The 19,478-nt window shown below is 47.8% G+C and carries 11 protein-coding genes; all 11 read right to left on the bottom strand.

Annotated features, from left to right (window positions below; translation table 11 throughout):
* Positions 1-33: 33 nt before the first annotated feature.
* Positions 34-1,251: a DUF1735 domain-containing protein gene (locus LL912_RS25445; protein WP_235556445.1), complete on the bottom strand. Its 1,218-nt coding sequence runs from the start codon at positions 1,249-1,251 to the stop codon at positions 34-36.
* Positions 1,252-1,278: 27 nt separating this feature from the next.
* Positions 1,279-3,063: a RagB/SusD family nutrient uptake outer membrane protein gene (locus LL912_RS25440; protein ID WP_235556444.1), complete on the bottom strand. Its 1,785-nt coding sequence runs from the start codon at positions 3,061-3,063 to the stop codon at positions 1,279-1,281.
* A gap of 18 nt (positions 3,064-3,081) precedes the next feature.
* Positions 3,082-6,264, bottom strand: coding sequence for a SusC/RagA family TonB-linked outer membrane protein (locus tag LL912_RS25435; RefSeq protein WP_235556443.1), 3,183 nt, complete (start codon positions 6,262-6,264; stop codon positions 3,082-3,084).
* A gap of 397 nt (positions 6,265-6,661) precedes the next feature.
* On the bottom strand, positions 6,662-7,954 hold the full coding sequence (locus LL912_RS25430) for a sugar MFS transporter (protein WP_235556442.1): 1,293 nt from the start codon (positions 7,952-7,954) through the stop codon (positions 6,662-6,664).
* Between the two features lie 359 nt (positions 7,955-8,313).
* The gene (locus LL912_RS25425; RefSeq protein ID WP_235556441.1) at positions 8,314-10,101 is read right to left on the bottom strand and encodes an L-fucose isomerase; all 1,788 of its coding nucleotides are present in this window, start codon (positions 10,099-10,101) and stop codon (positions 8,314-8,316) included.
* A gap of 116 nt (positions 10,102-10,217) precedes the next feature.
* Positions 10,218-11,480 (bottom strand): DUF6786 family protein, encoded by a 1,263-nt coding sequence (locus LL912_RS25420; RefSeq protein WP_235556440.1) that lies wholly within the window; start codon positions 11,478-11,480, stop codon positions 10,218-10,220.
* 112 nt (positions 11,481-11,592) lie between these two features.
* Positions 11,593-12,759, bottom strand: coding sequence for a glycoside hydrolase family 172 protein (locus tag LL912_RS25415; RefSeq protein ID WP_235556439.1), 1,167 nt, complete (start codon positions 12,757-12,759; stop codon positions 11,593-11,595).
* 136 nt (positions 12,760-12,895) lie between these two features.
* Positions 12,896-13,939 carry a LacI family DNA-binding transcriptional regulator gene (locus LL912_RS25410; RefSeq protein WP_235556438.1) on the bottom strand — a complete coding sequence of 348 codons (1,044 nt, stop codon included), beginning with the start codon at positions 13,937-13,939 and terminating at the stop codon, positions 12,896-12,898.
* A 238-nt stretch (positions 13,940-14,177) separates the two neighbouring features.
* Positions 14,178-16,103 carry a glycoside hydrolase family 172 protein gene (locus LL912_RS25405; RefSeq protein WP_235556437.1) on the bottom strand — a complete coding sequence of 642 codons (1,926 nt, stop codon included), beginning with the start codon at positions 16,101-16,103 and terminating at the stop codon, positions 14,178-14,180.
* A gap of 106 nt (positions 16,104-16,209) precedes the next feature.
* A complete protein-coding gene (locus LL912_RS25400) occupies positions 16,210-18,360 on the bottom strand; it encodes a hypothetical protein (RefSeq protein WP_235556436.1) in 2,151 nt (716 codons plus the stop codon).
* Between the two features lie 102 nt (positions 18,361-18,462).
* Entirely contained in the window at positions 18,463-19,440 is a 978-nt protein-coding gene (locus LL912_RS25395; RefSeq protein WP_235556435.1) for a BT_3987 domain-containing protein, read from the bottom strand.
* Positions 19,441-19,478 lie beyond the last annotated feature (38 nt).

The following is a 19,478-nucleotide window of genomic DNA, read 5'->3' as shown; positions in this document are numbered from 1 at the left end:
AATAACCTTTAGCAGGCCTCCTGTCAGTAATGCTTACTGAAGATACGGAACCGGATCAAACTGGTAACGGTATACATCCCCGTTTGTATCCAGGGCCAGTATATCCTTGCCCACCACTACCAGCTTTTCATACCGGTTCCACCCGGTGCCTACCAGGATTCGCTCGCCTGGAGTAGCATCGGCTGCCATTTTATACAGCCATAGATTTCCATCGGCTCCCAATGCCAGTAAGCAGTTATCCCAGGTCAGTACCTGGCGGTAACCCGAAAATCCGGCCCCCACCACTGCTTTATCCGCGGTTACTCTTGATAGCAGCGGTTGCCGGAGCAGGTCGCCATTGTTTTTATCTATCAGCAAAAAATAATTTTTAAAGGGAATGATGGTAGTATATTTATCCCAGAAATCGCCCAGCCACCATTCGTCCCAAACCGGACTGGCCTGGTGCATGTTCAGATCCGGCTCCCATTTAAAATAAAATAACCCTGCCCAGTAAGGATAGTTGCGAACCACCAGGTCGGTTTCATTGATATAATACCAGGCTTCGGAATCGGCCCAGTTTACACCAATCACCTTCGACTGTGGATTATAAGTACCATCGGCCTGCGGCGTATATAAATGAAGGTCATTGTTCTTATGCCGCACCACCAGGGTATTCTGCCTTCCTCTCGCAATAATAATCCGGGCTTTGTTGCTCCAGTCCAACGCAGCACCCAGCGATAATACTTTCTGCCTTTTTTCCACATCGGCCATATAGGAACGGGTAAAAATATAATAGGTAGTGCCATTTACACTGCTGACCTGCTGCCCGCCGGCATCAGCAATGCTCAACGGCAGCATGTATGCCTTAAAGGGCTTGATGTTGGCAGTTTGAATACCAAGCGTAAGTATAGGAGTTGAGCGCTGTCCCGAGGGAATCGTCGCATTTTGTACAAACTGGTAGCTCCCCGCCGGTAATAATTCATAAGCCGTATTATTCCGGCTGTTGAAACTATCTACCCGACTTTTACTTACATCAAACCGGATGTTCAGGTTAGAACCGGCAGCGGAAATACCGCCCAGGAACGCGTTATAAGAAAAGGCATACGTAGTATCGGAAAGCGGCAGTCCCGTAATATAAGGATTCTTTACCACCGCCCTGGGCATGTATACATTGCCATAGGCAGCCGGCTCTGTGATACCGCTGTTATATTTATCACAGGAAACCAGGATGCTTAATATACATCCTGTCAGCAAATAAACTATTGATTTCATGATACCTGTTTTACAGTTAGAATAATATTACCAGTACATGCTTTGCAGCAGGTTGGGATCTTTATCCAGTTCCGGCTGCGGCACGGGCCAGAAATAATCCCTGGGCGCCACAAAAATGCGTTTGTCGGCTACCGTACGTTTATAAAATGCCGCATCCTGGGGGCCGGACCCACTACCGATATTAAGCCCATATAAATTGCCGTTATTGGTTTGCGCTGCAATTTTCCACCGGCGACTATCAAAATAACGATGCCCCTCAAATGCCAGTTCAATCCTGCGCTCCTGCCAGATCTGTTTCCGCATTTCTTCCTTCGATAAGCCCTGAGGCAGATCTGGTATCCCCCCACGCTTCCGGATGGCATTTACATAGGTGTATACATCTGCCACCGGCCCCTGGCTTTCGTTAAGTGCCTCTGCATAATTCAGGTATTGCTCGCCCAGCCGAAACAGGATAAAGGTCTTCAGATCCCATCCTGTATTGGTTTGAATGTTGATGAGCGGGTTGGCAAACTTCCGCAGCACGTATCCCGTTTTAGAAAAGTCAGTGGTATTTTTTGAAGCGCCATCCTTGCCGCTGAAATAGGTTTGGATGGCCGCCCCTTTCCACAAAGCCCCCGAGTAATGCACACTCGCATAAAAACGAGGTTCCCGTGCCACGTACATGTTACTTACACCTGCCGGCCAGTATTTATACGCCTTGGCTGCAAAACCATTTTCTGTATAACCGGTTTCACTATTGATTACCGGGGAACCATCGGAATTATACCCGGCGATCACCGCACGTCCCAGCGTATCCCGGTAAGCATCTACCAGTTGCTGGGATACGGACATGATGGAAAAACCGCCATAGCTTAAGGGACTGGAACAACGCTCCAGGTGTTGATACGCCTGATGATTAGAAGCCCAAAGCACTTCTTTATTGTTATTCTGAAGAAACAGGTTCGTATAATTCTCCAGGGGGTCGTTGCTGGGCGCTGTATACAACGCATATCCCGCGGCTTCACAGGCATCGATGCATTCTTTAGCCGCATCGGCCGCCCGTTTCCATTTGGCCGCATCGTAGGCTTGCGGAAAAAGAGTACGACCATCTGTATTACGGAAATTTCTGAAATCCGGATTGCCGTTAAACAGCGGACTGGCGGCATATAACAGCACCCTCGCCTTCAGCGCCAATGCAGATGCACGGGTAGCCCGCCCCAGCTGGTCGCTGGTACGGGTAATGGGCAACAGTCCTGCTGCAGTCTCACATTCCTTTACAATAAAATCCACGCAGGAATCAACCGGCGACCGTTTGATCTGTTTAAAATCATCATCCGGGTTCTTCGATTTGTCCATAATGGGCATCGGGCCATACAGCCGGAAAACCATAAAATGGTCATATGCCCTTAAAAAATGAGCCTCCCCGATCCAGTTATTTTTGTTCTCCTGTGTATAGCCATCCTGCAGCGGTAACTCATCAATATGCTCCAGGAAAAGATCGGCCTTACGAATGGTTTGATAGGCAAACTGCCAGTTATCCAGGATGTTCTGGGCATTCCATCCACCCCTGTTCATATTGTGCACATAACTACCTGGAAAAGTAATTTCCATTTCATCGGAAGCTCCGGTCCACGGGCTACGGGCCCAGGGATCCACCGGGTTGATCTCCCAGGTTTGTCCCGCATACATTGATGTAAGAAAGGCCTGGGTATGCAGCCGGCTGGCAAAAACATCCTTTAAGGTAAGGTCTTCATCCGGCGTCTTATCCAGATACTTTTTGCAGGAAAACAGGATCATTGTTGTAATGACCGCTAGGAATAATCTTATTTTCATTGCTCTAGGTTTAATGCGTTAATTAAAATTGATTTGCAGCCCGAAATTCAATGCACGCTGCAATGGGTACATTCCCAGGTTATCGCCATCCAGTCCTCTGTTGGTTCCATTGTTGGCTTCGGGATCAAGGAATTTCAACCGGTCAAATGTGAGCAGGTTGGTTCCATTGATAAAGACCCGGAAAGCGCTCAGTTTATACCGCCGGATCAGCGCCTGAGACAGGCTGTAGCCGATCTCCGCATTTTTTAGCCGCAGGTAGGATGCGTTCCGCAAATACTGAGAAGAATACTGGAAATTGTTTGAATTATTAGCCGGAGTGGCGGCGGGATAGCGGGCATCAGGGTTGTCCGGAGTCCAGCGGTTATCATAGTATTCCCGCAGAATGTTATAACTGCCGGGGCCTCTCAAAAACGGATAAATAGAAGGGCCTACGGTAAAGATGCTGGTACGTGTTGCACCGGAGAAGAACACACTTACATCTACTCCCTTCCAGGCCACTGTTCCGCCAAAACCATATACGATCTCCGGTGTACGGGGATAGCCTTTCAGGAACATATAATCATCGGCATTCACCACACCGTCTCCATTTACATCTGCAAACCGGATATCACCCGGATAAACCGTGCTGGTAAATTGCTGCAGCGGACTTTGATCGATCTCCTCCTGGTTGCGGAACAAGCCAATAGCCAACAACCCGTAGGGTGCACCAATCGAATGCCCCTTCCCGGATTGATAGGGCACGTGCTTTACCGGCTCGTCATTCTCGATAATCTCATTGTGCGCGTAAGTAAAATTGCCCATCAGTGAATAATATACACCGCCGTCTGTAGGTTTATTCTGTATCTTAAGACTGGCATCCAGCCCTTTGTTTTCTACTTCTCCCAGATTTCCATAAGGCACGATCCACGGGAAAAAACCCGATACAAAAGGAATGGTTTGACGCTGCATTAAGATACCGGTCCGCCGTTCATGAAAGGCATCCATCTGTAATTGGACCAGGTTGTTCAGCAGGCCGAGATCCAGCCCGACGTTCTTCTTCAGCGACGACTCCCAGGTCACGTCCTCGTAGCCGATCTGTCCTTCATCGTAACCAGGGAACTCCTGCTGGCTGGAACCGAACCAGTAGGTGTTGGCATTCTTTTTTATCTGGGTCAGATAGAGAAAACGGGCGCCGCCGATCTGATCATTCCCTACTTTACCAAAAGATCCGCGGATCTTTAACTGGTTGATAAAATCCACATTCCAGAATTTTTCGCTGGAAACAATCCAGCCTGCAGCAACTGAAGGGAAAAATCCAAAACGCTTTCCGGGAGGAAAGTTCTCGGAACCATTTACGCCAAAATTAAACTCAACCAGGTAGCGGCTGCTATAGGCATAGGTAGCACGTCCCGCATAGCCCCTTCTCCGGTAGGGCAGCCCATTGATGGAATTATCTGCAACGAGGTTGGTAAACTCGTTCTGATTAAACAACAGCAGCCCGTTTACATCATGTTTGCCCGCGAAGCTGCGCTGGTAATTTAATGAACCCTCAATATAAGAATTGCGGTTGTTATTGGCCGTAAAGGGGCTGTATCCCAGGGTTCCGCCTTCACGAACTACGCTATACCGGTCTTCTCCGCTCACGGGATCTTTTCCCAGATATTGTTTGATCTCATAATCCCTTATCCGGTTAATGCCGCTGAAATTATAATAATCGTATGCAAATTTTCCATTAACAGATAAGCCCCGCGTAATTAGTTTTGACAAATCCCACTTGGCGCCAAAAGTTCCCTGAAGGGTATGACGGGCCTGATCCGAATAACCCCGTTGTGTTACCAGTGCCCAGGGATTTCTTCCCAGGTATGAAGCCCCACCGGCTACTGAACCATCGGGATTGGTAATGGGATACTGGATGGGTGAGATCACCGACAGCGCACTGAAAATATCTGGTGCACTGGAACCCGGGTAATGCCCGTTTTGAATAATAGCACCCAAGCCAACTGTAATGCTTAGAGACCTGGAAAGGTTCGCATCAATGTTGGTCCTGAAGTTATACCGCTTTACATTGGCATTGGTATTATACTTATTCAACCCATCTGTATTATAGATGCCCGATTGCAACAGGAAGCCAACATTGGTATAATAACGTACCATTTCAGATCCGCCCGAAACGCTCAGATTGTTGATGGTTTGCCAGGTATGTTTTTTCAAGATCGTATTGGTCCAGTCTATATTTGGATGGAAATAGGGATCGCTGCCATCGGCATACTTTTGAAGATCCGCCTGGGTATATTGGGGAGGTAGCCCCACGTGTTGCAACGCTTCATTTAAAAGCCCGGCATAAGCCGCCCCATCAATGTATTCCGGCATTCGAAGTGAAGTCAACTGAGCTCCCTCTGTTCTGAATGTAATGGCCGGCTTCCCAACCTTTCCCTTTTTTGTATTGATGAGGATGACGCCATTTGCCCCCCGGACACCATAAACCGCCGTAGCCGAAGCATCCTTAAGTATGGTAAAGCTTTCGATTTCCTGCGTGGTGATATTGTTCATATCGCGCTCAACACCGTCTACAAGAATCAGCGGGGCCTGATTTCCTGCAAAAGTTGCCACTCCGCGAATGAACACCTGGGCCTGGTCATAACCCGGTTCACCACTACTTTGCCGGGTAATAATGCCAGGCAGCTTTCCGCCGATCGCATTGGAAAGCGATGGCGCCGGCACCTGCTGTAACTGCGATACAGACAATTCTGAAACCGCCCCGGTAACGGTCAGCTTCTTCTGCGTACCATAGCCCACTACTACCACTTCGTTCAGCTTCTGCTGGTTTTCATCCGGGTAAAGCACCACAGTAATATTCCTGCGATCTCCGGGCACCACCCGTTGGTCATGATATCCCACAAAGGTTATCAGTATCGTATCGCTTTCGCTGCTCATTTCGATCATAAAGTTTCCGTTAACATCGGTGAGCGTGCCGCGAGCTCCCGGCTTGAGTACCGTTACGGAAGCACCGGGCACTGGCTTCTTGGCAGGATCAGTAATGAATCCGTGCAATACCCAGCTTTTTTCAGGAACGGTATCCTGCATACAGTTGAGATGGCCATGCAGCCGGTTATTTCCGCCCCTCGCCTGCCCGCATACCGCCAGCAAGCAAACGGCCCATAAAACCACCAGGGAATACCGCAGCAAAGAGCGGTGAAGAGAAAGGGTTCGTTTTTGGTTCATAACTATAGATTATTAAAAAGAATACAGGAAGCCCTGTTAATAAAAAATGACAACTATTTGCTTAATCGTTTAAATTATATTATTTAAAAAGACATCTCTACAAGCAATCAATCGGCCCTTCTTCTTAAATACCTGATTATACTACCGGGTCTTCCGGATTTTCTTCAAAGCTTAATCGTTTAAGTAAAAATAAGATTTTTTTCAAATCCAACAAAAAAAGCAGCCCCGATTTCAAAAAATCGGTTCCTCCATTTGTTCATTCACCTGCTGCATTAAGATCCGGCTGGCGTTGCTAAAGCCCGGGCTGCTGACCGATATCTTACATGCCTACTAAAAGCTATAATAAAAAAAGCGCGGGTAAATTACCCGCGCCTTCAGGATTCTTAATGGATATTGATTATGCTTTTTTCATTTTATAACCATTGGTGGCATAGTACAGGATAAACAGGAACAGGGGAATCGGCACCAGGAATCCCTTTGCCATTCCATAGGTATCGGAGATCGCTCCCATGATCGGCGGAAAAACAGCTCCGCCTGCAACCGACATCACCAGATAAGCGGCCGCTTGTTTGGTACTGGTCCCCATCCCCTTTATAGCAAGTGCAAATATGGTAGGGAACATAATCGACATAAAGAAGAATACGCCATATAAGGCAATGAGCGAGGGCCATCCTTTTTCTGCCGAAACCATGGGCAATAACAAGCAAACAGCGAGTGCATAAAGAGCCAGCAGCCGGGTTGGCTTAAAATACTTCATCAATACGCTTCCGGTGATTCTTCCCAGCATAAACAATGCAAAACCGATCGACAAGAAATACGGTCCGTATTTTGTATCCCAGCGGGGCGACATATCATGATCGGTTACAAAATTGATCAGGTAGCTAAATACGCCCGTTTGTGCTGCCACATAACAAGCCTGCGCCGCAACGCCCAAGGCAAAGTGCCGCTTTTTCCATACGGATGTGGTACCGGCCGGTTCACTGGCGTCAACAGATAAGATTTCCGGATCATCGCCGGGTGTGGCAGATGCTCCATGCCCGTGTGCTGCATTTTCATCCTCCTCGGTTATTTCAGGCAGCTTCAGGCGCATGAAAATAAATGCAACAGCCAGTACTGCAAGACCAATAATGGCAAAGGGCAATACGATCGAAATCATTTTCTCGCCTTCCACATGGCTTTGATTGCCGTATACATACAAAGCGATAAGGGGACCCACCACCCAGGCCAGGCCGTTGAACGACTGGGAAAAATTGATCCGGCGCTCCGCAGTTTCAGGTGGACCTAATTTCGTGGTATAGGGATTGGCCGCAGTTTCCAGCGTAGTTAAACCCGCTCCAATGATCAGCAGACAGCATAAAAAACACACGAAGGATTCCAGCGGAGCCGTGGCAGCCGCCAGTAGAGCGCCGCCGGAGAAAAGCAGCAATCCAAATATCACGCCTTTCTTATAGCCGTATTTTTTCATAAAAATCGCCGCCGGCATGGCCATACAAAAATAGGCGCCATATAAAGAGAACTGGATAAAACTGGATTGCCACTTTTTCAAATGCAGCATCTCCTGGAAATTCTTATCCAGCGTATCTAGCATTCCGTGTGCCACTCCCCAAAGAAAAAACAATGCACTGATCGCTGCAAATGGCCCGGCATAGTTCACTCCGTCCCGGATAAAAAGTGATTTCTTTTTGCTCATGTCAATTTTATAAGTTAGATAAAAAGATGTTGCGAAGCGTATTCACGTTGTCATCTACGCCAATGAATGCTGCTTTCTTCAAAGCAAACCGGCTTTTCAACGGTATACGCAGTAAGAAGGTTTTGCTTTTTTTCATCGACATCGCTGATCGTTTTTTAAACTAAATGAGGCGGTAAAATACGGCTTTTTTGCAGAATCCTGTTTACCCCTGTTAATATAGGCTATAAAAATGTGAATTTTGTTTACAGCAGGCCCAACTGTCAGCCATTAGCTGTCAGTGTCCTGTTATCAGCAATTAATTCTATTGCCTATCCACCATTGCCTCCTGACCATACACTATTCACCGGCGACGCTCCGTCTCACCGGTACAACGGACCATAGACCGAGCAGGCCCTGTAATCAGCACCCTCTTTATCCATACCAAAGGCCCCCCAGGCCGAGGGGCGGAATATCTTTTCGTCCGAGACATTGTGCATGGCTACCGGTATGCGCAGCATGGAAGCGAGCGTGATCAACTGATCCCCGATATGCCCATAGCTAATGGCACCATGGTTGGCTCCCCAGTTTGCCATTACAGAATAAACATCTTTAAACGGTCCGGTCCCTGTAAGGTTCGGCACAAACCATGTAGTAGGCCAAATCCGGTCGGTACGTTCATTTAAGATATCATGAACCCTGCCGGGCAGGTCGATGGTATACCCTTCAGCAATCTGTAATACAGGTCCCTGCCCTCTTACCAGGTTCAACCGGCACATGGTTACGGGCATTTCACCCTTTGTAAGAAAAGTAGAAGAGTACCCTCCCCCCCGCATATAGTCCCGGTTGGAAGGGCTCCACGTGGTTGCGGCCAGGCAGGCGGCGGCTTCCGCTTCTCGGATCTCCCAAAAGGGTTTCATGGCAGGCTTTCCGTTACGGGATTGTTGTCCTGTACCATCCAGCGTAGCAGAACCGGAATTAATCAGGTGGATAAACCCATCCTGTGCCCGGCCTTCCGGCTTCCATCCGGACACCCGCTCCGTTGCTTCCGGACTCCAGTAAGTGCGGACATCTGCAAAAATCTGCGCAGTATTGGTAAGCAGGTAATTGAATAACATGGACACCCCATTGTAACAATCATTTTCCGTTGCCACCATATACGGATTTCGAATGCCATTCCAATCGAACGAAGAATTGAGCATCGCCTCCGAAAAATCACCATCCGGTAAAAAATCGGTCCATTGCCGCTGCCCCTGGAAGCCCGCTACCAGTGCATGATGCCCGAGTGCTTCTTCCGAAAACCCCATCTCCTTTAAACGAGGATTGCCAATCATCAGATCCCGGATGATCATGGTCATCTTTACCACAAACTCCCAATCTTTATCTTTTTCCTTTCTTGATTTAATCTTCTCTCTGCGGTTATAATCCTTTCCTTCCTTACAGGATTTCTTCACCCATGTAATGGCTTTTTTAAATTCTGCAGGATCAAAAATATTTAGCTGGATCCTTCGCAGGATTTCTGATGAATCGACATATTCATTGCGCATTCCCAGGTACTCCTGAAAAAATGCGGGATCTACAATGGAACCGGCAATACCCATCGATACCGAACCGATGGCCAGATAAGACTGGCCTTTCATTAACGCTACAGCCATGCCAGCCCGGGCAAAACCAAGTAACTTCTCCTGTACATCTGCGGGGATAGAAGCATCGCCCATATCCTGTACATCACGGCCATAAATTCCAAAGCATGGCAGCCCCTTCTGATTATGCGCAGCCAGTGTGGCAGCCAGGTATACAGCGCCGGGCCGTTCGGTTCCATTAAATCCCCAGATCGCTTTGGGTATTGCCGGGTTCATATCCATGGTTTCCGATCCGTAGCACCAGCAGGGTGTAACGGATAAGGAAACGCCGACGTTGCTGACCGCAAATTTCTCGGCGCATGCCGCGGCCTCCGCCACTCCGCCAATACAGGTATCGGCGATCACACATTCTACCGGTGATCCATCAGGGTAACGCAACTCCCGGGCATAAAGTGCTGCAACAGCCTTTGCCATTCCCATCGTTGTTGCTTCCAAAGATTCCCGTATACCACCCAGGCGCCCGTCAATAATGGGCCGGATGCCGATCTTGGGATATTGATTTTTTTGTGATTTTCTTTTTACTGCCATTTTTTATAGCTATTAAACTTTATACGCTTTGTTAGATCCCAGGTTTCGGAGGGCACCGGTACAACAGGTTGATCTTATCGGCTACCGGCTATCAACCGGCAATCATCCGAGCATGATTACTTGCTAAATACTTTTTCAATCACGTCTACAGATACACCCAACACTTTCTGCGCGATGGCATTCAATGCTGCTTTATCGCCGGTAAAATGATACACACTGTGCCTATGGGTTTGTGTAGCCCCTGGTTCGAGAAAGGCTGCCGGGGACACACTTTCAATTTCATAAAACGGTCCCATCTGCTTTCCGTCGGCCAGCGGCCCATCGTTATACGCATTCATGGCATCGCCGCTAAACGGTGCCCGGTCTGTACGCCACTCCTGGTTTAAATATTTTCCTGCGGGATCGATATCGTATTTAACAATCGTAAGCACGTTGCCGATGGCATCGTAGCTACCGGCTACATCTTTTACTCTTGCGGGAGGAATACCCAGTTTACCACGTGATTTACCATCTGCTTTAAAATACAACAAGCCGTTGTTATATTGTATGCGGTCTTTTGCAATCTCTCCAAAATAATCCGTGGTGGCTACTTTTCCGGTTGCGTTGTCCTTGTAGGGAATTACAATCGTACAGGCCTCGGAGGGCATAAACATATCCAGGTTCCACATACAGGGCGCTCCGGTCTTTTCGTCCCAGGCGGTGATTCCGTTGTTGGTAATACTGTTTACCGTTTTAAAGGCCACCGATTTAATACCGGAAGCAAGAGACAAGCCCAGGTCTGCAGCAATAGCTTCAGCCCCGATCAACGATACCTTCCGTACGGCTTTTAATTGCAGGGAAGTGCCGGCATAATTTTGAAGGTTCATTACTTTGCTCATGGAAACCGACGCCGCATCTGAGGCATCGAGTGTCCAGGATTCCGTATCAATGGGTGCCGGTGTTTTCCAGTTTGCAAATTCCATTTTTGCTCCCGGCTTAAAGTAAAGCGAAAACACACCCCCTTCCGGTCCCAGCCAAAGCCGGTCTTCGCCGCCATACGCATTCATATGTGCATCCTCGGGACCTTCAAATGCTTTATAATTCACCCATCCGAAACTTCTGCCTGCCTGCCCGTCGGCAGTAGAGGTAAACACTTTGGCCTGATAACGCGGCGAAACAATGACCTGGCTCGCGCCATCACTGCTTTTCAGCACGATCAGTCCGCTGTCTTTTTGCCGCAGGAACTGCGCATCATAACCAAAACTCCCGGGGGCATGGTTTTCCATAACTGTATCCGTTTTTGTTGAATCTGCTGAAGCCCCTGGCGCTTTTGTATCACTATTACAAGACACCCAAACAGCAGCAGCAGCTATTACAGAAAGTGTATTCTTTATCTTCATGTGTTTGTTTTTTGTTGTGGGGCGGATGCCGAGAATGAAACGCTGAGTGTAAATGACACGTTACCTGGCAATGTTATTACCGATGCCGGTGCATCACGCATAACAATCTCCACTAATTCACTTCAAGTACATCCATCTCCGGTAGTTTAGGGAACTTTTTATGTGGTTCAGTCTGGTACCAGTAAGCCACCGTAATAATATCGGAGTGCTGGGGCAGGTAGCGGCCTCCGGATTTCCAGCCCAGGTCCTGTATGGTTACCTTTAGTTCCTTGTCGAACCGGATAGGGTCCATAATATGCCAGCGATACATGCCAAAGCGCATCTGCGAGCCGTATAAGCCGTCTGGCCGGAGCACCTGGTGCAAACCTGTATATGCTGTTGAAAACTCCTGGTACTGCCGGGTCCGTTTATTTTCGAAGTTATACGAACCACAGAAATAGTCTTCCGTGCCGGTCCCCACAATGGTTGCATAATCATCATCGCCATCCATAAAGAACTTAATCTCACCTTCGCCCCACCAGCCATTATTAGTAACACCTATTCCCATATACGTGCCCACATACTGGCCTTTCCCCTTAACGCCATCCAGGATGGTATGCAATGCGTTCATGTTCGGTTTGCTGCGGCGGTACTGCGCGTGAAAATAACCTTCATCGGGCCCGACATCGGTAAGCGTATAATCTACCTGGTAATACAGGCGCATAGGCTGTGCATCGAGGTTCTGCATCGTAATTTTACAATTCTTCCGGAAGGGCATTTTCCAGTAACTATTGAACGCGCTGCCGGGATTTACGGTCATGGCCAGGGAGTTCAACGGAGAGAATTCATTCCAGCCGATGCCAAAGAAGGGCCCTACCGGGCTCTCTATAGAAGGATCTGATTCTCCATCATAATAAACACGGAAAATTGAAAAATTAAAGTTTCCGGTTGGAGTCATCCAGATATGTTGTATAGCTCCCGGACCGGCAATATCTGCCATGGTAAAGGTTTCACCTGGCTCGATAATAATAAAGGGATTTACCTTCCAGCCCTTTCCGAGATCGCGCGCTTCATTAGCAGCATTGGCCACATTGCGCTTTCCTTTATCCCTTACCGGGTCTGCCATTCCTCCCTTTCCTTTTTCACCGGTAAAGTTCTCCGGACTGATGGAACGGGTTTTGGCATCGGAGAGACGTGACAGGTTTCCCAGGCTCATATCAAGGCCGTTAAATTTTTCCTGCTGGGCAAAGCCACAGCAAAATGCAATTACAGACAAGAACAGAAGTCCAATTTTTTTCATACAGACATTTTTTGATGAACAATCGTAAATCGAAACGCTTATACGTTTAAGCAAAAATAATAAGTTTCCACATAATCACAAATTTTATTCTCCGCTGGAATACAAATCGCCTGCAGTTCTTAAAAAGAAGAAGGATTTATTCGCCCCGCGTTGCACGCCGGCTGCTGCTTTCTCCTTTCACGATCACCGATGGCACGGTAATTTTGACGTATTTTTTGCTACGGGAATCAATGGCCTGCATCAGCGACTGAACTGCATTTTCGCTGATGGATTGGAGGTTTTGCTTGATATAGGTTATAGAGGAATAGAAAAAATCAAACACATCGCTTTCATCGAAACTGATTACTCCCAGATCCTGCGGTACTTTTATTCCCCGTGCATGAATCACTTTTAATGATTGTACCGAAATGCTGTTGGTTGCAAAAACCAGGGAATCCACCCCCCGGTTTTTTGCATCGAGGAAACGGTCCAGCGCTGCGGTAACATGATCTTTATAGTTGCCATAGGGAACCTTGGCCAGCCATTTGAGGTTGAACTTAATGCCGCTGTCTTTCAGGGCATCCCTGTAGCCGGCAATACGGTCTGTCATATGCGTTAATGTAGTGTCATACGCAATCATTCCGGGCTTTTTATACCCGTTCCGGATCAGCAGCTTAACTGCATTGTACATGGCATCATGATTATCCGTAACGACAGTATTGGTTTCTACCTCACTAAAGCCCCGGTCCATCAGCACAAACGGAACGCCTTTATTTCGTAGTTCTTCAATCTGCGCCTGCGAACCCGCCACCGGAGTAATGATCAGGCCATCTACCTGGCGGTTCAGAAAGGTATTGATCAGGTTTTGTGATTTTTCCAACTGTTCATCGCTACTGCCAAACAGGACGGTATAGCCCCGCTTCTGGGCTTCCAGTTCAATGATCCGGGCAAGCATTGCGAAAAACGGGTTGGATATGTCGGCTACAATAAGACCCAGTGTATGTGTTTTTCCAAATTTCAATCCCCGGGCGATCAGGTTCGGCTGATAGTTCATTTCCGCCGCTACTTTTTTTATCCGCTTTGCCGCTGCCTCTCCTACCCGGGCCTCCTTCTCCTTACCATTGAGCACATAAGACACCAAAGCTGTGGATACCCCTACTTTTTGCGCGATATCTTTTAGTGATACACGTTTCTTTATCATGAACCTTTTTTATTGAATGATCATTTCCCGATGTTCCGTAGCCGCATTCTCATAAGAACAACCGATTATTACCTAAATTACAAAAATTGCGATTATTGATTGAATAAAATATTTTCTGTGCTGTTTCTTTTCTTTTTTTTATCCGGGCGTACTCAGCCTGGTTCAACATTCTGTTATTGATCTCCCGCTTCCCGGCACTTATTGGTTGTATATACCAACGAAAGAGCAGGTCCATACCCTAGTTTTCCTTCGCCAGCGTTACCCGATCAAATTCCAGTTTGGGCTGCGGGTCCCTGCTCCGGAAGAGCAGGTTCACCGGGATGGAGCCATTGCCCACCTCTATTTCTCCGATTAACACATCGAAAGGCGCTCGTCCCTTATTAACGGGCACCGGTTTCCATTCCTGGCTCCGTACCCCGTCTGCAAGACGTACCTCGAGATAATCGACTTCCGAATTCACCAGGTGCAGGAAGACGCTGTATTTTCCGGGCGGCACTTCCGCCACATTTATGTTCAGACTGGCATTATCGTTTCCCGTCAAGGTAGCAACATCCCGCCGGAGCTGGAGGCTGCCATTATAGGTCAGGTGCCGCATCAAACGGGTATAGAACGTAACGGTGTCCGGTACATATACCTGAGTAGCCTCATTGGTTAAAGCTTGAGAACGGGCAATGGGCCGGTTGGCATAATACAGTGCCACAGAAGTGTATTGTACCAACCTGTTATTATTAACCGGACCATGCTCTATGGAATGGAAGAAGCTTTTATTGAACGGCATTTTATCAGTTAAAAAGAACCGGTATCCGCCTGTGCGACCCAGGGGCAGCGAATAATCCAGGCAACCGCTCAGCGGTGCACCCAGTCGCTCTACCCAACCGCCCGGCTGAGCGTACCAGCCGCCGTTAAAATAGTCTTCGGAGCCCGTGCCATGAGCCGTCATCCTTCCATCGACAGCGGTGTAATCATCGCCTTCGAAAAATTCTGTAAAGTTCGTAAAGTCGGTAGCCTGGCCTTGTAGCAGGGTGCCTACATAGTGTCCTTTCCCACTTCCTTCTAAAAAAACATAAGGAGCACCCAACAATGGACGCTCATTTTTCCAGCATGCATAGAACCGGCCTTCTTTTGCCGCATTGCGCTTTTCGCGCGAATAATATACGGTAACGGAGAGGTCAAGGGATGGCAAATCAGCGGGCCCGCCCCGGCAAACCAGCTCTATCGTAGCTTCCCGGTCGAAGGGCATGGGAATATAACTATATGCTTTTGCACTGGTGGCGCCCAGAAGCAAACTCTCCATTGACCGCGAACCATAGGCAAACCCAAAAAAATCCGCTGCCGGAACCCATACCGCCGGTTCCGGGTCTCCGTCCCAATGAATCTTCAGATCCAGTTGTTTCCAGATACCCTTAAGCGCGGCTGCGGGCTTCAGCTCAATGCCCAGGATCCTTCCTCCCTGTTGCAGTTTAGCTATAACAACGCCGACGCCGGGCGCAAGGGAAACTGTTTTTGAAACCGAAGCAGGTGTTCGGGTATAAAAGTTCCGGATATCATAATCGGCATCGCTCCATAATGCGGCTGCTTTCCGGAGCCACCCGGCACTTTCTTCTATGTCTTTCCGGCGAAAGGTATGCACCCGATAACGCGCATCATAACTACGATACTGGATCTGGTGAAACAGGATCTTCTCTCCCCGGAATACAATCTTACAGCTTTTGTTGTAAGGAATGGGAATATAACTGTAAAAGCCTCCGACTTTATGATCAGCTAATGGTTTCAGGAAGGGCCGGGTCGTATTATTGAACAGGTCGCGGAATTTAACGGATAAACCCGGCCGGGTATTGCCGTCAAAATAAAAGTCGAGCGTATCATCCGTAGGTGTGGGCGTCCAGATCCGTTCGATCACTCCCTGTCCCTTTTGATCAAAAATCACCAGGCCGCCTGGTTCTTTTCGCAGGTAGGAATATTTACCGCCAAAGCCGTCGTCGTTTCCTCCCGTAGTATCATAGGAAGACACCTGATTTACGAGAGTACCCTCCAGATAACGGGGCAGTGCTTTCAGATCGGAAAGGCGTGCCGACTCTGTTGCAAAGGTGACCGGTGTCTGCGCACCCAGGCTCATGGCAACCCCTGATAACAGTATCAGCAAATAACAAGCTGTATGTTTCATATGCTTAACTTAATCGTTAAAGCAAAAATAAATACAACTCTTGTATTCACCAAACAATTCCGGACAGTTGGTCCCTGCAGGCGAACTATCTCCAACAAGTATACTTTTACAGCGTTATTACAACCCGCACGCCTCTGCTATCGTTTTCAAACTGCAGCAACAGGGTATTTGAGTGGGCGTCCCAATCGTTTCGCAACAACCGGGAATTCGCCCCATTTACGGCAAGCTGTACCTCCCTGGGCGCTGCCGGCAGATAAATACGCATGGCGTTGGTCGTGCCGGTTGGACTTTTAAGCAGGAATGAATACTGTCCCGGTCGATACTGTTCATCATAGGCACGCCCGGCCGCGGCCAGGATTACCGGTCTTTTTCCCTGTATCGTCTTCAGATCGTATAGAAAAGCCTGCTGCCCGGGCTGCACCTCCTTTTGAGTCAGCACCGGTAACTCCGGATCAAAAAGATCCACCACCGGGCCGTTTATCCGTAACGGCATCTTATCTGCATTTTCATCCAGGGCCGCTGCGACAATATAAGGCCCCCTTCTCAATAAAAAATGATTCTTCTTTTTCAAGATTCCACTGCCCGAAAGCATATAGGCTTTTTCAACCAACGCCAGGAATGCTGCGTCCTGTCCCGCTTCCAGCACCAGTTCCTTAGGATCCTTACGGTTTACAAGCACTCGACCTTTACCGGTTTTTACAAATCCCTGCCGCCCTTCTTTGAAACCGAACAACCGGAACAGGTCCTGCGATGGCGTTTTATAACCAAGCCCGTTGCTGTTCCACCATTCTTTTACAGATTGAAACGGATCGCTATCCCGCCCGTAGTAAAGCAATATGCCACCAGCGCGCACCCACCGGTTCAGCGCCTGGTGATACTGTTGCGACAGAGGTTTCATATTGGCATAACTCATAATTAACACCCGGATATTCTTTAGCGTATTGGGATGCTCGAGATTCTCCATATGTACAGTTTCCACGGGAATACCGTTCTTTAGCAACGGCAGGGCCATTCCGTAAAAATTAGAAAGCTGCGGATCTTCATATCGCGCATGTGTTGGAAAACGCTGGAACATCATCGAGTTGGACACCAGCACACCAATTCCATGACTCCCGCTGATCCTATTGGACGATTGTGGCATCGTATTTAATGCATTGACCATTACCTGCATCTGGGTGGCATAGGCTTTGGAAATGGGATAACGTATGGTATCATTTTCCAATTTAAACCGTCCCAGGTAAATACGGTTCGGCCAGGGCATTACTTCATAATCCGCAACCATTGGATACAGTAATTGTGCAGTAAACGTAGCCTCGTAGTTCTTTTTATAATCATCCCAGGTACGTGGCCAGTCTTCAATAGGATCGGTAAGGAAGAACATTTTTTTACCGGTAGGCGCGGTCATGGAAACCATGGATCCATATTCGAGGAAGGCATTTTCAAATACTCGTTCCTTTTTTATTCCATTGTAGTAAACCGGTTCTCTTGAAGTGCCTGTCCAAACCTGCGCGATATAACCATCCACGTCTTTCAGGGAGGCCAGGCTTGCTTCCGGGCTTACAATTCGCCAGGAGGAATAATTTAAAAGTGAATGCGTGGGCACATAACAGTGCACCACTTTCCCCTGGCTTTTAGCGTAGGTTTTTACGTAGGAAAAGGCTTCCTGAAGTGCCCGAAGGTATAAATGATATTTAAGCTTGGACGAGAGATAGGTAGCTTCCGGAGACTCATGCTGCGGTCGCCAGGCCGATCCGTAATACTGCTGCCATTCTTTTTTAAATGCAGCACTGTAACCTGCCCTGGCCCAGAATTCCGGTTCTTCCAGATGAATGGCTGAAACGCCTGCATCAATGGCCCGCTTCAGGTGAGTTTTTATATAGCGGAGATAATTTCCAGATGGTACTATGTAAGGCACATCCTTACCATGCCAGATGGTATCGCCATTCCGCTGTACCTGGCCTTCATCAAAGTGCGGTTTCCCATCAAAAGCGCCTTTAAAATAATCCTGGTACTGTCCCCAGGCAATGCCCGTCATAAAATGCACCTGGTATCCCTTATCACGCCATCCTTTAACGCGTTCTTCAAATTTTCCTCCCGCGTCATTTATTCCATATACGATGGCAATATCCGATCGTACATCATAAGCTTCATTCCACGGAGCAGCGATCTGGAAGGCGGTCTTTTCCTGGGCTGCCGCTACGTTTGATTGCAGTAGGACCAAGAGGAGGACCAAACCCAAAAAATCTCTTACATTCATTGATTATCATCTAACTTTCAGAAAGTGAAAAATGCTTTTTATGATTTGCCCCTCAGCCGCTAGTAAAAGGCCATGCAGTGCGCTTCCGGCGCTTTTCCGATGTTAATAAAACTGAACAAGTTTCCACTCTGTGATCTGTATCAGGCTGGCACCTCCATTAGCCGTTATCAGCAACCGGTAATAGGTGTAGGCGTCTGGAGTACTCAGGTTAAAACGGCGTGTTAATTGCCGTCCAAGAAATATTTCACCTGTTCTTGTATCCAGGGTTGTCCAGTCAGTGCCATTATTCGACCCTTGAAATAACCAGTTACGGGGGTCCCTTTCGGGAGCATCATTCCCTGAGGTGAGTTCATAGGCGTCCAACTTTTGCGGCGTGCTCAATTTAAGCTGTGTCCAGAAATTCGGATTGTAATTAAAACTCAGAAATTTTGTTGAATAATCGTTATCCACCAGCTTTGAGGACCCCTCCTTTGCGTTGGGTCCATCACGGTTTTCATCGCTAACGGTTAAGGTACCTAATGAGGTCAAATCTTTTACCCTTGTAAGCAACGAATCAAGTTTAAAATAAGCAACCGATAATGAGGAGTCTTTATTGCCCACTGAAACACTAGTTATTCTAATAGGCAACAGATAGTGATATCCAAAAGATATCTTTTTACCGCTCACCAAGATAAATAACGGATCTGAGCTCTGTTTACCGGCTTTGATGGTACCCGTGGTAGATGAGAGTGAATAAACACTATCCGGAAGAGGGTAATAGGTATATCCCAAATAAGCATTCGCTATATTATATTGATTCACCAAAGAGGGCGCAACTTCGAAGTTGACGGTCACATCCGAACTAGGACCACTAAATCCAGAATAATAAGCCCCAAAAGCAACCCGCTGTATAGAGTCCATTTTATACAGGGTCATTACGGACCGATCCTGGTATGCCTGAGGCATATATATTTTTCCTTCTTCGGGTGAATAGAGGTCCTTTGACTTGGCACAGCCCATCATAAGGATACTGCCACAGCCTGCAGAAACTGCCCAAAACAGCATTCGTGTAAAGAACATATTTTTATTAAAACACTTCATGTTATTGCTTTAATTGTAATAGAGTATCAATGTAAACC

The organism is Niabella agricola (assembly GCF_021538615.1).
Lineage (GTDB): Bacteria > Bacteroidota > Bacteroidia > Chitinophagales > Chitinophagaceae > Niabella > Niabella agricola.
This window is presented reverse-complemented; position numbering and strand designations above follow the sequence as displayed.

What these genes read in the sequence shown, in the direction of transcription:
- LL912_RS25445 (WP_235556445.1), bottom strand. Translation starts at nt 1,251, where the DNA reads ATGAAATCAATAGTTTATTTGCTGACAGGATGTATATTAAGCATCCTG.
- LL912_RS25440 (WP_235556444.1), bottom strand. Translation starts at nt 3,063, where the DNA reads ATGAAAATAAGATTATTCCTAGCGGTCATTACAACAATGATCCTGTTT.
- LL912_RS25435 (WP_235556443.1), bottom strand. Translation starts at nt 6,264, where the DNA reads ATGAACCAAAAACGAACCCTTTCTCTTCACCGCTCTTTGCTGCGGTAT.
- LL912_RS25430 (WP_235556442.1), bottom strand. Translation starts at nt 7,954, where the DNA reads ATGAGCAAAAAGAAATCACTTTTTATCCGGGACGGAGTGAACTATGCC.
- LL912_RS25425 (WP_235556441.1), bottom strand. Translation starts at nt 10,101, where the DNA reads ATGGCAGTAAAAAGAAAATCACAAAAAAATCAATATCCCAAGATCGGC.
- LL912_RS25420 (WP_235556440.1), bottom strand. Translation starts at nt 11,480, where the DNA reads ATGAAGATAAAGAATACACTTTCTGTAATAGCTGCTGCTGCTGTTTGG.
- LL912_RS25415 (WP_235556439.1), bottom strand. Translation starts at nt 12,759, where the DNA reads ATGAAAAAAATTGGACTTCTGTTCTTGTCTGTAATTGCATTTTGCTGT.
- LL912_RS25410 (WP_235556438.1), bottom strand. Translation starts at nt 13,939, where the DNA reads ATGATAAAGAAACGTGTATCACTAAAAGATATCGCGCAAAAAGTAGGG.
- LL912_RS25405 (WP_235556437.1), bottom strand. Translation starts at nt 16,103, where the DNA reads ATGAAACATACAGCTTGTTATTTGCTGATACTGTTATCAGGGGTTGCC.
- LL912_RS25400 (WP_235556436.1), bottom strand. Translation starts at nt 18,360, where the DNA reads ATGAATGTAAGAGATTTTTTGGGTTTGGTCCTCCTCTTGGTCCTACTG.
- LL912_RS25395 (WP_235556435.1), bottom strand. Translation starts at nt 19,440, where the DNA reads ATGAAGTGTTTTAATAAAAATATGTTCTTTACACGAATGCTGTTTTGG.